Source organism: Rhodoferax sp. P2_H8_2 (assembly GCF_056403235.1).
Genome location: NZ_JBFUFW010000003.1, coordinates 295,806 through 310,198, shown reverse-complemented (window position 1 = coordinate 310,198; position 14,393 = coordinate 295,806). Strand labels below are relative to the sequence as shown.

13 protein-coding genes and 1 riboswitch are annotated in these 14,393 nt (G+C 60.5%); of the genes, 12 read left to right on the top strand and 1 reads right to left on the bottom strand.

Translation table 11 applies throughout. From position 1 onward, the window contains the following. Positions 1-24: 24 nt before the first annotated feature. From AC1DV6_RS07070 to AC1DV6_RS07015, 12 genes are all read left to right on the top strand, one after another. Entirely contained in the window at positions 25-288 is a 264-nt protein-coding gene (locus tag AC1DV6_RS07070) for a BufA1 family periplasmic bufferin-type metallophore (protein ID WP_477976497.1), read from the top strand. After that, the gene (gene bufB / locus AC1DV6_RS07065; RefSeq protein WP_477976496.1) at positions 288-1,181 is read left to right on the top strand and encodes an MNIO family bufferin maturase; all 894 of its coding nucleotides are present in this window, start codon (positions 288-290) and stop codon (positions 1,179-1,181) included. Before AC1DV6_RS07070 ends, bufB begins: the two co-directional genes overlap by 1 nt. Then, positions 1,178-1,975 (top strand): HvfC/BufC family peptide modification chaperone, encoded by a 798-nt coding sequence (locus tag AC1DV6_RS07060; RefSeq protein WP_477976495.1) that lies wholly within the window; start codon positions 1,178-1,180, stop codon positions 1,973-1,975. The genes bufB and AC1DV6_RS07060 overlap by 4 nt, the downstream gene beginning before the upstream one ends. Positions 1,976-2,027: 52 nt before the next feature. Then, positions 2,028-2,459 (top strand): DoxX family protein, encoded by a 432-nt coding sequence (locus tag AC1DV6_RS07055; protein ID WP_477976990.1) that lies wholly within the window; start codon positions 2,028-2,030, stop codon positions 2,457-2,459. A 77-nt stretch (positions 2,460-2,536) separates the two neighbouring features. Continuing rightward, a riboswitch (yybP-ykoY riboswitch) is annotated at positions 2,537-2,745 on the top strand. Positions 2,746-2,747: 2 nt separating this feature from the next. Beyond that, positions 2,748-3,308 (top strand): TMEM165/GDT1 family protein, encoded by a 561-nt coding sequence (locus tag AC1DV6_RS07050; RefSeq protein WP_477976493.1) that lies wholly within the window; start codon positions 2,748-2,750, stop codon positions 3,306-3,308. A 129-nt stretch (positions 3,309-3,437) separates the two neighbouring features. Then, positions 3,438-4,583, top strand: coding sequence for a homoserine O-succinyltransferase MetX (metX, locus tag AC1DV6_RS07045; RefSeq protein WP_477976491.1), 1,146 nt, complete (start codon positions 3,438-3,440; stop codon positions 4,581-4,583). Beyond that, entirely contained in the window at positions 4,580-5,161 is a 582-nt protein-coding gene (gene metW, locus AC1DV6_RS07040) for a methionine biosynthesis protein MetW (RefSeq protein ID WP_477976489.1), read from the top strand. Before metX ends, metW begins: the two co-directional genes overlap by 4 nt. A 23-nt stretch (positions 5,162-5,184) precedes the next feature. Then, complete coding sequence (gene chrA / locus AC1DV6_RS07035; RefSeq protein WP_477976487.1) at positions 5,185-6,537, top strand: chromate efflux transporter; 1,353 nt, start codon at positions 5,185-5,187, stop codon at positions 6,535-6,537. A 30-nt stretch (positions 6,538-6,567) separates the two neighbouring features. Then, positions 6,568-7,392, top strand: coding sequence for a 2-oxo-tetronate isomerase (otnI, locus tag AC1DV6_RS07030; protein WP_477976485.1), 825 nt, complete (start codon positions 6,568-6,570; stop codon positions 7,390-7,392). Between the two features lie 69 nt (positions 7,393-7,461). After that, positions 7,462-8,922, top strand: a complete 1,461-nt coding sequence (locus AC1DV6_RS07025; RefSeq protein ID WP_477976483.1) for a M20/M25/M40 family metallo-hydrolase — start codon at positions 7,462-7,464, stop codon at positions 8,920-8,922. A 16-nt stretch (positions 8,923-8,938) separates the two neighbouring features. Further along, complete coding sequence (locus AC1DV6_RS07020) at positions 8,939-9,781, top strand: lysophospholipase (protein WP_477976482.1); 843 nt, start codon at positions 8,939-8,941, stop codon at positions 9,779-9,781. A gap of 20 nt (positions 9,782-9,801) precedes the next feature. Continuing rightward, complete coding sequence (locus tag AC1DV6_RS07015) at positions 9,802-11,862, top strand: putative bifunctional diguanylate cyclase/phosphodiesterase (RefSeq protein WP_477976481.1); 2,061 nt, start codon at positions 9,802-9,804, stop codon at positions 11,860-11,862. A 285-nt stretch (positions 11,863-12,147) separates the two neighbouring features. Here AC1DV6_RS07015 and AC1DV6_RS07010 read toward each other — a convergent pair whose 3' ends face one another. Then, on the bottom strand, positions 12,148-14,385 hold the full coding sequence (locus AC1DV6_RS07010) for a dehydrogenase (protein ID WP_477976480.1): 2,238 nt from the start codon (positions 14,383-14,385) through the stop codon (positions 12,148-12,150). Between the last annotated feature and the right edge of the window lie 8 nt (positions 14,386-14,393).

Here is a 14,393-nt window from a genome sequence, read left to right as displayed (position 1 = left end):
TACCTATTCTTCAGGAGTATTCCAATGAACCAACGTGCAATGATCGCCGCGACTGCCGCCGCTGTAATGTCCATGGGTCTGATGGCCGTGCCAGCAGCTGCCCAGGAAAAGGAAAAATGCTTTGGCGTTGCCAAGGCGGGCCAGAATGACTGCTCCACCGGAGCCCATTCCTGTGCCGGCCAATCCAAGGTCGACATGGACAAAGCCGAGTGGAAATATGTTGCCAAGGGCACCTGCAAAGACATGAAGGGCATGACGGCGGACGAAGCCAAGGCGATGAAGAAGTAATGTCTGTCGCGGCCGGATGTGTGGGCATCGGCTGGCGGCACCCGCATTACGCGCAGGTGCTGCATGAGCGGCCTGCGGTGGATTTTCTGGAAGTCCATTCCGAGAATTTCTTTGCCGCAGGTGGCGCAGCCCTCAGTGTGCTCGAACAGGGGCGCAACCACTATCCGGTCAGTTTGCATGGGGTCGGTCTGTCACTGGGGTCGGCCGTCGGGCTGGACGCCTGGCATCTGGACCAGCTTGCCACGCTGGTGAAGCGCATAGACCCGGTGCGCGTCAGCGACCACGCGTCATTTGCGCGGGGCACGTTTCAAGGGGCTATGGTGCATGGCTCTGATCTATTGCCACTGCCTTTTACCAACGAAGCGCTGGACGTGCTGTGCGCCAATGTGCAGCAAGTGCAAGACCGCTTGCAACGCCGCTTCATGGTGGAAAACCTGTCGGCGTATTTGCAGTGGAAACCACAGGGCGAAGCGGTCCTGCAGGAAGCAGAATTTCTGAACACACTGGCGCGGCGCACCGGCTGTTTGTTGCTAGTAGATGTGAACAATATTTATGTCAACGCGCTGAACGCCTGCAAACGTGGGGAGATCGACGACCCGCTGGAGAATTGCCGCGAATGGTTGGATGCGATTGCGCCCGGGTTTGTGAGCGAGATGCACCTAGCCGGTCACCGCCATGTATCCGACATACATGGCGACATCGTGATTGACGACCATGGCAGCCTGGTGTCTGCAGAGGTGTGGGCGCTGTACCGGCATGCCGTTGGGCGGTTTGGCGCCGTGCCAACGCTGATCGAGTGGGACACCGATGTGCCTGCATTGTCGGTGTTGCTGGACGAAGTCACGCGCGCTCAAGCGCTGCAAACCACGCAATGCGAAGGAGCAATCGCATGAGTGCGCTGGCTGCCCAACAAGCCGTATTGCTGGATGCGCTGTTTGCCTGGCCTGCGGAGAATGCTATGGAAAACGTAGCTGCTTACGCACATGATCCGGGCGCCAGGGGCCTAAGAGCCTACCAAGCCAACGGCCACGCCATGGCGCACAGTGTGCTCGGAGCGGCTTACCCAGTGCTTTCGCAAATGGTGGGTGCAGACAGTTTTGCGGACCTTGCGCGGGCGCTGTGGCATGCGCATCCACCGACGTGCGGTGACTTGGGTTGTTGGGGCGCAGCATTGCCAGCCTTTGTTGAGAGCAGCGCGCAACTGCAGGACGAACCCTGTCTGGCGGACGTGGCACGGTTGGAGTGGTGCTTGCATCTTTGCGCTACAGCGCCCGATGCCGCAGCCGACGCTGGCAGTCTGGCATTGCTTACACAGCACGACCCCGCTGAACTGGCGTTGTTGCTGGCACCGGGTTGTGCCGTGGTGCGCAGCGCCTGGCCTATTGCCAGCATCCTGTCGGCACACCTGGATGACGCGCCTAGTTTTGCCGAAGTGGGCGTCATGCTGCGCGAACAAGTGGCGCAAGACGCCGTGGTCTGGCGCGAAGGTTTTCGATCACGCAGCCGCCAAACATGGCTTGGTGAAACTGCTTTTTTGCAGGCGCTGCTGTCCGGTGTGTCGCTGGGGCAAGCACTGGATGCAGGAGGCAGCGCTGCGCTGGACTTTGCCCAATGGTTTCCTCACGCCATTCAGACGGGCCTGGTGCTGGGCGCAGCCCGGTACACACCGTCTACACCTGAGAAATAACATGATCTACAAAACCCAAACTGCCACGCGATGGCTTGCTGGCCCATTCAAAATGTGGCGCGTCCTCAACGCGGGGCTGGATGCGCTGCAGCCACTGGCCTGCCTGCTGGCGCGCCTCTATGTGGCTCGGGTGTTTTTTCTCTCGGGTCTGACCAAGCTGCGGGATTGGGATATCACGCTGGCCCTGTTCACAGACGAATACCACGTGCCTCTGCTGCCGCCTGAGCTTGCGGCCTGGATGGGCACCGCGGGTGAGCTCGCGTTGCCGGTATTGCTCGTATTGGGCCTGGGCGGGCGCTTTGCTGCGCTGGGGCTGTCGGTTGTGAATGTGGTGGCGGTGCTATCGCTGGCCGAGATCGCGCCCGAAGCGCTGCAGCAGCACATCACCTGGGGCGTGCTGCTGGCCATGCTGGCGATTTTTGGCTGCGGACGCTGGACATTGGATACGTTAATTCAGAGACATTTCGGCCGCCAAGGCTCATAGAATGTGCGTAAGTAGCTATTGAATCGATAGCAAATCCAGGGTGAAGCCAGCGTTGCATGGGCACACCCGATACAATTCAAGCTGTCATTGGGGAGTAGCCGCCCTTGCTTTTTGCAGAGGGGCTTGCGTCAACAGACTTGTTTTGCCGTCAAGGCAGACATGGCGCAAGCAGGGCCGCACGGGGTTGTCATCCCATGTGTGTCTTGGCGAGACCTTTGGCTGCACGCCTCCGATTTTTGGCCGGGGGTGTCGTGCAGTCATAGGTTGATCCCCGGCCGTGGAATCCTCATGGAAGCTTTTCTCACCTCCACTGGCATTGTTGCCCTCGCCGAAATGGGCGACAAGACGCAACTTCTTGCACTCATCCTCGCCGCGCGTTTTCGCAAGCCTTGGCCCATCGTATGGGGCATTCTGGTCGCGACCCTGGTTAATCACGCGCTTGCCGGTGCGGTTGGTGCCTGGATCACCACCGTCATCGGTCCCGATCTGCTGCGCTGGATACTTGCGGGCTCGTTCATCGCGATGGCCGTCTGGATGCTGATCCCGGACAAGATCGATGATGAAGACACCAATGCCCAACCGCGCTGGGGTGTCTTCGGCACCACGGTGATCGCCTTCTTCCTGGCCGAGATGGGCGACAAGACCCAGATTGCCACCGTGATGCTGGCCGCCAAGTTCAACGCCTATCTCTGGGTCGTGGCCGGTACCACGCTGGGCATGATGCTGGCCAATGCGCCGGTTGTTTGGCTGGGTGAACGCATGACGCGGCTGGTGCCCATTCGCATCGTGCACATCGTCTCGGCGTTGCTATTTGCAGGGTTGGGCGTGGCGGCGCTGGTGTGGGGATAAATCTACATCGTTGCTATACTTATCCCTAGCGCCAATTTGCTCCAGCTTGCGGGCGCTTTATAAATACAGCTAAACACGGAACACCAGGAAGACCCGGACCGCGTTTAGCGTTTCCGGGTTTTGTTTTTTATGTTGATCGCTACGCCCCAGTCCATGCTGTTTGATGCGCCGCTGCCTTTGCAGAGCGGCACCAGCATTCGCGGCTACTCGTTGAGTTTTGAAACCTACGGCACGCTCAATGCCGATAAGTCCAATGCGGTGTTGATCTGCCACGCGCTCAATGCGTCGCACCATGTGGCGGGCATTTACGCCGGGCAGGACAAAAGCGAAGGCTGGTGGGACAACATGATTGGCCCTGGCAAGTCTGTCGACACTAATCAATTCTTTGTCATCGGTGTCAACAATCTGGGCTCCTGCTTTGGCTCGACCGGACCTATGCACACGCACCCGGATACTGGCGTGGTGTACGGCGCGGACTTCCCTGTAGTGACTGTAGAAGATTGGGTCAACGCGCAGGCGCGCCTGCTGGATGCGTTGGGCATACAGAAATTGGCCGCCGTGATGGGTGGCTCGCTGGGTGGCATGCAAGCACTGTCGTGGACGCTGCAATACCCCGAGCGCGTGGCCCACGCGGTCGTCGTGGCCAGTGCGCCGAATCTGACGGCCGAGAACATTGCCTTCAACGAAGTGGCGCGCCGCGCGATCGTGACGGACCCGGATTTTCACGGCGGTCACTTTTATCAATACGGCGTGGTGCCCAAGCGTGGTCTGCGCATCGCACGAATGATTGGCCACATCACGTACTTGAGCGATGACGTGATGAACGAGAAGTTCGGCCGCCAGCTCAGAGATGCGGTGGAAGGTGCGAAGGCGGGCGAGTACCTGTTCAGCACGCAAGACGTCGAATTCCAGATCGAGAGCTATCTGCGCTACCAGGGTGACAAGTTCGCCGAGTACTTCGATGCCAACACCTATCTGCTGATCACCCGGGCGCTGGATTACTTTGACCCGGCGCGGGCTTTTGGGGGGGATCTAAGCCGCGCACTCGAGCGTGCGACCTGCAAGTTCTTGCTGGTGAGCTTCACGACCGATTGGCGCTTCAGCCCTAAACGCAGCCGGGAGATTGTCAAAGCACTGTTAGACAACAAGCGTGACGTCAGCTACGCGGAGATTGACGCGCCGCACGGACATGATGCCTTTTTGCTCGATGACGCACGCTACATGCGCGTAGTAAGCTCCTATTTCGATAGCATTGCGAAAGAGGTGGCAGCATGAGTGATACCGCCATCCAGCACGCAATTGCCGAACTCGTGCCAAAGGGCTCCCGCGTACTGGACCTGGGCTGCGGTGATGGGGCAATGCTCGAATATTTGCAAAAAGAACGCGCCTGTACCGGCTATGGCGTGGAGCTGGACGACGCGAACGTGCTGGCTTGCGTGCAGCGCGGCGTCAATGTGATCCAGCTCAACCTGGACGAAGGCCTGGTGATGTTTGGCGACGCGTCGTTTGATGTGGTGCTGCAGATCGACACCTTGCAGCACCTGCGCAATGCCGAAGTGATGCTGCGCGAAACCGCGCGCGTCGGACGGCTGGGCATCGTCGCCTTTCCCAACTTTGCGCACTGGCCGAACCGTTTGAGCATTCTGCGCGGGCGCATGCCAGTGACGCGCCGATTGCCCTACCAGTGGTATGACACGCCGAATATCCGCGTCGGCACGCACGCTGATCTGGCCGACTTGGCCGCGCGCAACGGCCTCAAAGTACAGGACAGTTTTGGTCTGCAAGAAGGCCGCGTCGTGCGCCTCGCTCCCAACCTGATGGCAGGAACATCCGTCTATCTTTTGGCGCGTTGACCGTTGGAAGGAAGCGGAGCCATATGCATACTCCGTCCACTCCCGTTTCATTTTCTGAGGCACTGAAGTTCTGGTTCAAACTGGGCTGTATCAGTTTCGGCGGCCCCGCAGGGCAGATCGCCATCATGCACCGTGAGCTGGTGGAGCAGAAGCGCTGGATTTCGGAAAAGCGCTTTTTGCATGCATTGAACTTCTGCATGGTGCTGCCCGGGCCCGAGGCGCAGCAGTTGGCGACGTATCTGGGCTGGTTGATGCACCGTACCTGGGGTGGCGTGGTCGCCGGCGCGTTGTTCGTGCTGCCTTCGTTGATCCTGCTTATCTTGTTGAGCTGGATCTATGTGGCGTTTGGCAGCGTGCCCTGGGTGGCTGGGATTTTCTATGGCATCAAGCCCGCGGTGGCGGCGCTGGTGTTGCAGGCAGTGCACCGTATTGGCAGCCGCACATTGAAGAAACCGGTCACAGCGCCCGTGCTATGGGCGGTCGCGGCTAGCAGTTTTATAGCAATTGCTGCGTTGGGTGTGCCCTTCCCTGTCGTTGTCTTGCTGGCTGCGATGGTGGGTTGGTGGGGGCAAAAAATCTGGCCCGGCCAGTTTGCGGCTGCGTCCAAACATGGCGCAGGCAAGGAAGAGGCCGGCCACCCCGCGGCCTGGATTGACGACGACACGCCGACCCCGGCCCACGCGCAATACAGCCGCGTGCGGCTGCTGCGCCTGCTGACGGTGGGTTTGCTGCTGTGGTTCATGCCGATGGCGGCACTGGTCGCGTGGCAGGGCTGGGACAGCACATTGGCGCAAATGGGCTGGTTTTTCACCAAGGCCGCGCTGCTGACCTTTGGCGGTGCGTATGCGGTGCTGCCCTATGTATTTCAGGGTGCCGTGGAACACTTTGCGTGGTTGAGCCCGGCGCAGATGATGGATGGGTTGGCGCTGGGCGAGACCACGCCTGGGCCGCTGATCATGGTGGTGACTTTCGTTGGTTTTGTAGGTGGCTGGACCACGCAGGTGCTGGGTTCTGACCATCTGGTCTGGGGCGCTGTTCTGGCCGCACTGGTGGTGACCTGGTTTACCTTTTTGCCTTCGTTCATCTTCATTCTGGCCGGTGGTCCGTGGGTTGAGTCCACACATGGCAACCTGCAGCTCACCGCGCCACTGACTGCCATCACTGCGGCGGTGGTGGGCGTGATTGCCAGCCTGGCCCTGTTCTTTCTGGTGCATATTGCCTGGCATCCGGCGCAAGCCGGTGGCGTGGCGCGCCTCGATGTGGTGTCCCTCGGTCTGGCGCTGGCTGCAGCGATAGCGCTGATTCGCTATCAGATGGGCGTGGTGTCCGTGATTCTGGCGTGTGGTGCAGTTGGCTTGGCACTGAGCTTGCTCTGATCGCCTAACCTTTATTGGAAAGAGCAAACCATGCCCCGTTTTGCGGCCAATCTGAGCATGATGTACACCGAGATGCCCTTTATGGAGCGCTTTGCAGCGGCAGCCGAGGACGGTTTTACCGGGGTGGAGTTTCTGTTTCCCTACGAATGGCCTGCTGCGCAGATTGCTGAGCAATTGCAGCAGCACGGTTTGCAGCAGGTGTTGTTCAACGCGCCGCCTGGTTGCGTCGATGTGTCTTCGATAGCTGCAGCTTGGGGACAAGGAATGCGCGGTACCGCGGCATTGCCTGGGCGGGAAGCAGAATTCCAAGCCGGAGTGACACTGGCGCTGCAATATGCCCAAGCGCTGCAATGCCCACGCATCCACTGCATGGCAGGCCTGCTACCGCCCGATGCCAACCCAGTGCTGGCGCAAGCCACTTACGAGAACAACCTGCGCTGGGCCGCACAGGCGGCAGCTGCGCAGAACGTCACGCTGCTGATCGAACCTATCAACACGCGCGACATGCCCGGCTACTTTTTGCACCACCAGGCGCACGCGCACCACTCGGTGGGCCAAGTCGCGGCGGCCAACCTGGAGGTGCAAATGGACCTGTACCACTGCCAGATCATGGAAGGCGACGTCGCCACCAAACTGCGCCACTACCTGCCTGGCGGCAAGGTGGGCCACGTGCAGATTGCTGGTGTGCCCGAACGGCACGAGCCCGATACCGGCGAGCTGAACTACCGCTACCTGTTCGATGTGCTTGATGCCTCGGGCTATGCCGGCTGGGTGGGCTGCGAGTACCGGCCCCGAGCGGGCGCTGTGCCCGGTGGAACGCGGGCCGGGCTGGAGTGGCTGCATGCCCAGCGTTGAGGGTTTCCCGGGAGGCAACCTATGGGCCTGCCGTGGCATGATGGCGGTTTGATTGTCCGGGAGCACTTCATGAACGCCCGCCTACCCCAAGCCGCGCTGGATGCGGCACAAACGCTGGACCAGGTCAGCCGTGTCTGGGACGACGAGATCGTCCCGCAACTGACCGATTACATCCGTATCCCCGCCAAGTCGCCGATGTTCGACGCGGACTGGGAAGCGAACGGCCTGATCGATACCGTTGCGCGCAATGTGGCGGCCTGGATCGAGGCCCAGAAAGTCGCCGGTCTGAAGCTGGAAGTCATCCGCCTCCCCGGTCGCACGCCCGTCATCTTTTTCGAAGTGGCGGCTACCCGTAGCGAGAGCACGCAAACCGTGTTGTTGTATGGCCATCTGGACAAGCAGCCTGAATTCTCCGGCTGGCGTAATGACCTGGGCCCGTGGACGCCGAAGCTGGAGGACGGAAAGCTGTATGGTCGCGGCGGCGCTGACGATGGATATGCGGCCTATGCGGCGATCGCGTCCATCCAGACCCTGAAAAAGCAGAACATCCCCCACCCGCGTCTGGTCGGCCTGATCGAGACCTGCGAAGAAAGCGGCTCCTACGATTTGCTGCCCTATGTCGATGCGCTCAAACCGCAATTGGGCGATGTAGGGCTCGTGGTGTGTCTGGACTCGGGTGCTGGCAACTACGACCAGCTGTGGCTGACGACCAGCCTGCGCGGCATGGCCGCAGGCACGTTGAAGGTCGAAATCCTGACCGAAGGCGTGCACTCCGGTGACGCCAGCGGTCTGGTGCCATCGAGCTTTCGCATCATGCGCCAGGTGCTGGACCGTCTGGAAGACAGCGCCACTGGGCGCCTGTTGCCTGCGAGCTTCCATTGCGAAGTGCCCGCAGACCGCATGGCGCAGGCGCAAGCCACCGCTGATATTTTGGGTGACGAAATCTACAAGCGGTTCCCGTGGGCACATTACGACTGCGGTGGCTCCACCAGCTTTGCGCTGCCCACCACGACGGACCCTTTGCAGGCGTTGCTGAACCGCACCTGGATACCGACGCTCAGCGTGACCGGTGCCGACGGTTTCCCAGAGATGAAAAACGCGGGCAATGTGCTGCGCCCCTACACCGCCTTCAAGCTCAGCCTGCGCCTGCCGCCGCTGGTGGAAGCCGCTACCGCGGTGCAGGAACTCAAGGCCTTGCTGGAAGACAACGCGCCCTACCAGGCCCGTGTCACGTTTGAAGGCTTGTCACAGGCAACCGGCTGGAATGCGCCCAGCAGCACGCCCTGGTTTGAACAGGCGCTCAACGCCGCATCGCAAGCGCAATTTGGCGCGCCTTGCGGCTACATCGGACAGGGCGGCACGATCCCGCTGATGAATATGCTGTCCAAAGGGTTCCCGACGGCGCAGATGATGGTGTGCGGTGTGTTGGGCCCCAAGAGCAATGCGCACGGCCCCAACGAGTTCCTGCATGTTCCTTATGCCAAAAAGTTGACTGCGGCAGTGGCCCAGGTCATTGCCAGTGTCCCCTGAACCCAACGACTTGCCCATGCAATCAGAATCCACGCTCTCCACTTACATCGCCAGCGACGGTGACAACGTCGTGATCCAGGACTGGCCCGTCGCGCCAGAGCTTGCATTGCGCGGAGTGGTCATCATCGTGCACGGGCTGGGTGAACATGCCGGGCGCTATGAGCACGTGGCGCGCAAGCTCAATGCCTGGGGCTTTGCGGTGCGTGGGTACGACCAATGCGGTCATGGTGAGTCTGGCGGTGCGCGCGGCAGTCTGCCGACCGACACGCGTTTGCTGGACGATCTGGCTGACATCGTGGACAGCACGCGCGCGCGCATGCAGCCCGGCACCAAGATCATTTTGTTGGGCCACAGCATGGGGGGTCTGGTGGTGGGCCGCTTTGTCTCGCTGGGTATCCGCCCGGTGGACGCGCTGATCATGTCGTCACCGGCGCTGAATCCCGGTTTGAGTGCGTTTCAGAAATTTCTGCTGGCGGTGTTGCCGGCCATTGCGCCTGACTTACGCGTCGGCAACGGCGTCAAGCCGCAATACATCTCGCACGACCCCGCGGTTGTTGCGGCGTATCGCAACGACCGGCTGGTGCACGACCGCATTTCTGCCCGGCTGGCCCGCTTCATCGCTACCGCTGGCCCGCAGACGGTGGCTCTGGCACCGTTGTGGACCGTGCCCACGCTGTTGATGTATGCCGGCGACGATCGCCTGCTGAATGCACAGGGCAGCCGTGATTTTGCGCAGGCAGCACCCAAGGAACTGGTGACTTCGGTATGCTTTGACAACCTGTATCACGAAATATTCAATGAACTGGACGCCACCCCCGTGTTTTCTGCTCTGCACCAGTGGCTTGATAGCCGCTTCTAGGATAGTGTGAGCAGTTACCAATGAGCTTATTGTCCAGATTGAGGAGCCGATGGCGCGGCGGCTTGCCGTTGCGCTACACCGTGGTGCTGGCCATCATGGCCGGTGTTGCAACGCCAGCGTTGCTGCTGCTGGCCGGAGAGCAGCAACTTACCGAAAAATCCCAGCGCGCGATGCTGGAGCAGGGCGAAGCTGCATTGATGGTGATTGGCAGCGTGTCGATTGCCGAGCCGATGTGGGTGGTCGACCACTTGGCGCTGGACGCCGCTGCGTTGCGCCTGCTGGAAAATCCGCAAGTCGTCGCCGTACGCATTGAAGAAGGCCTGGCCAACTCCAAGCCTCTGCAACGGGTGCGCGAGGGGTATAGCGCTTCGCTGGACGGCGAAACCACCAAGGGCCGCTTGCACCGGCGCACCGGAGAGGTCACTCGCTCCGGCGAGCCGCTGGGCAATCTGGTGATCTGGTTTGATGCAACCTACGGCCAGAGCCTGCTGGAGCAGCGCCGTAGCCAGATGCTGGTGCTGGTGGCGCTGCAGGTGCTGGTCAGCGTAGGCGTGTTGATTCCGGTGTTGGTCTCGCGCGTGCTGCGGCCGATTGAACGCCTGAAGGCGCAGGCCTCGGCGCTGGTAGAAAACGCCTCCGACCAACCGCCTGCGACGTTTGTGTGGAAGCGCCACGATGAGATCGGCCTGTTGGGCCAGCATTTGGGGCGTGTGCAGCAGCAGTTGCGCGAGTTGTTTGGCCAGCTTGGAGCGAAGAATGCGCAGTTGGAGCAGCTCGCCCTGTATGACCACCTGACCGGCCTGCCCAATCGCTCGCTGTTCATTGACCTGGTGCAGCGTGAAATCTTGCAGGCGCGCCGTTCAGGCCAGAAGTTCGGCATTTTCTTTATCGATCTGGACCGCTTCAAGGTTGTCAATGACACCATGGGCCACGCGGCCGGTGATGCGTTGCTGATGGAAGTCTCGCGCCGCCTGCGCGACATGCTGCGCGAGATCGACGTAGTGTGCCGCCAGAGTGGTGACGAATTCCTGGTGCTGGCGCGCGACATTGCGCATTGGGAGAGCCTCGCAGAAATGGCAGACCGCGTGCTGCAGTCCATTGAGCAGCCGCTGGTGCTGGCCGGTGGTTCTGCACGCGTGTCGGCCAGCATCGGTATTTCGCTGTTTCCAGACGATGCGCAAGACTTTGAAACGCTGGTCAAGAATGCGGACATTGCGATGTACCAGGCCAAGTCGCTGGGCCGGGCCCGTTACAGCTTCTTCCATGCCGAGCTGAACACGCGGATGCAGGCCACGATGGAGCTGGAGCATCAGTTGGGCGAAGCCATTGCGGCCGGACAACTGGTGTTGCATTACCAGCCGCAGGTCAATGCCAATACGGGCGCGATGGTCGGTGTGGAAGCGCTGGTGCGTTGGCAGCACCCACAGCGCGGCCTGCTGTACCCCGGTCACTTCATCACGATGGCCGAAGAGTCAGGCCGGATCGCCGAGATGGGCGTCTGGACGCTCAACGAGGCCTGCCGCCAGAAGGCAGCGTGGAAGGCACAGGGGCTGGATGTCGGTTGCATGTCAGTCAACGTCTCGGCACTGGAGTTTCGCGACCACCGTTTGCTCGACAGCCTGCAAACTGCGCTGCGCGTGCATGGCCTGGAGCCGGGCGAGCTGGAGATTGAAATCACCGAGAGCGTGCTGATGACGGAGACCGACACCAGCCAGCGCATCATCGAGCGGGTGCGTGGCTTGGGCGTGGGCATTGCGATTGACGACTTTGGTACCGGTTATTCGTCGTTGTCGTATCTGAAGCGCTTGCGCCCGAACCAGCTGAAGATCGACCGTTCTTTTGTCAGCGACACGGCGACAGACAACGACTCACGCGCGATCGTCAAGGGCGTGATCAGTCTGGCCGATGCGTTGGGGTTGACGGTTGTGGCTGAAGGCGTGGAAACCACGCAGCAACTGATGTTCCTGCGCGAATGCGGTTGCGGTACGTTGCAGGGCTATTACATTGCAAAGCCATTGACCGTTGAGGCTTTGCAGACTTGGATGCAGGATCGCAATACCGACTCCTGGCTGGTCGGCTAATTTCTCGTTTTGTCTTGTGATGGTTGGTTAAGTGGAATGGCAGGCGCACAGGCCGGGGCCTCATGATTTGCTGAAGGCAAATGAAATCGGCCCCGACCTGCACGCCCGCCATTCCACTCAACCAACAACCCGTGTAAACCAACGTTTTAAGACGTAGCTCCCAGAGCCCACCCAAGGACGTAGTCGAGGGCAAGGGAACGCGCCGATTTTATGAGCGCAGCGAATCATGAGGCACGGGCCCTTGCCCCCGACTGCGCCCGGGCGAGCGCCAAGGTATTGAAAACTTCAGCGCGCCTTGGGAGTCTTCTTGGCCGCGGCCTTGCGCGGCGCAGCCTTCTTCGCAACTGCTTTCTTAGCCGCAACCGGTTTGGCTGTAACTTTTTTAGCCACCGCCTTTTTTACCGGCGCAGGTTTGGCGGCGACCTTTATTGGAGCTTTCTTGGCAGGTGCTTTTTTCGCAGCAGTCTTTGCAGGAGCTGCTGTGGAAGTGCCCTTCCAGGTCAGGCGTGCTTTCTTCGCCAGCGCGACCACACGGTTAATGTCTTCGTCGGAGTACACGCCCTTGACGCCGGAAATCGCGGAGAGCTTCATGCCGTGCTTCAGGCCCAGCTTGTAGATCTCCTTGACCTTTTCCCACTCGGTATCGCGGCCCACCGTGAACACTTCAAAGCGGCCCTCCAGTGCCAGCACAATGGTTTCGGCCAGGCAGGCGTAGATCACATTCGGTGGCAGGCCAATGGTCTTCATGCCCTTGACCTTGGTCGGTAGCTCAATCTCACCGGACTCGATCACCAGCACGTCGGGGCGCTTAGCGACTTCGCTCGGTGGCAAGTCCAGCGGCCGCGCCACGTCGGTGATCACACAACCGGGCTTGACCTTGGTGATGTCCAGAATCTTCTTGCCAGCGCCGGAGGTGGACGTGACGATCATGTCCATGTCGGACAGCAGGTTGTCGTAATCAATGGAGCAGGTCACCTTCGCATCCGGGGTGTCCTCCAGAATCGAGGCTTTGAGCTCTTCCAGCTTTTTCAGATCGCGTGCGGCGATGACCACTTCGTCAAACGCCATCGCCAGCAAGCGTGCTGAGACAGAGCCGATGGAGCCGGTGGCACCGATCACCATGGTTTTGGCGGGTACCTTTTTGGAGCCCTTGACCAGTTGCACCAGCCCCATGCGGCGCATCGCGTCGGCAGCGGCCCACAGCGCGCCGGAGGCCGAGTAGCTGTTGCCAGTGGTGATTGGCAGACTGGAGCGTCGCGCGACGGTGACACCGGCGTCGCCGACCACCTTGGTGAACGCGCCCAAGCCCATGATTTGCGCACCCATTTTTTCTGCCATCTTGGCAGCCTGTAATAAGCGCCGGTAGGTGAACTCGGGGCTGCGCGACAGCATTTCCTTGGGCGTGCCGCCGACCGAGATCAACCAGCCTTCTGCTTCGGCGCCGGTGGGCGAGATGATGTTGTCCATCTTGCAATAGACCATGGGTGGCATATGCGCGGCCAGCGTCTCGATCCGGTCCATCACGAATTTTGGCGTGCTCTTGGGGATGGGGAAACCCTTGCGAATGAACTCCTGGCTCAGGGGGTGGATCACAAATGCAAAGCGGCGGATATTGCGGAACTTGCCCGTGGGGTGCAACAGGCGCGGCGTGATGTCCAGTTCGGTCAGGATTTCGTCCAGATCGTCGTCGGACACGGTTTCCTGCGGCTTGGCGATGGTTGCCAGAATCATGGCCTCAATCGTGTTGATGCCAACCACGTGGCTGAACAACTTGGGCGACACATCGACCACCAGATTGACCTTGTGTTTCTTGAAGAACTCCATGCGTTCGTCATCGACGGCCGAGGTGATCAGCGTCTTGCCATCCAGATTGCCACCACGCGCAATGCTCTTGATTTCGGCAAAGGTGCCCACGATCACATGTGACTTGGCCACTGCGCTGGCGACGCGCTTAATCTTGAAATCGGTCAGCGCGTTCTCCAGCATTTCGCCACCGCGGCCGCTCAAAATGAACTCGCTGCCCTTGGCAAACAACTCCAGCTGCTCCAGAGAGCCCAGCATCGTCGGCGCGCCGGTCAGAAAGGTGGCGTCGGCAAAGCTCAGGTTCTTGGTGTAGTCCGACAGCGCCACGGCCATGTCGTAGTTGCGCATTCCGGAGAGGAACAGCACCAGGTTGTTGTTGAAGTACTGGCCCAGCTCCTGTTGCACATAGCGCACTGCGCGCACCTGCAGCAAGCGGCGCAAATGCGCACCGGTGGTGACCGGCACGCGGGTGACCACGTTCATCAGCCGTTGGCTTTCGTTGTTGACGATGGTGCGCAGGCCGACCTGGTAGTGGTCGCTGATTTCGCCCAGGCCAATCGCATCCGCATTGTTCTGCTGGCGGCGCATCAACTCCCAGGCCTTGCCGGTGTCCATGTCGGCGCCCATGCGCTTCACATGGAATGGCTGGCCGAGAAACTGGGTCTTGAATTCGAAATCCTGTTTGGACGAGCCCAGGGTCACGGTGATGATTTTCTTCATGGTGTCTT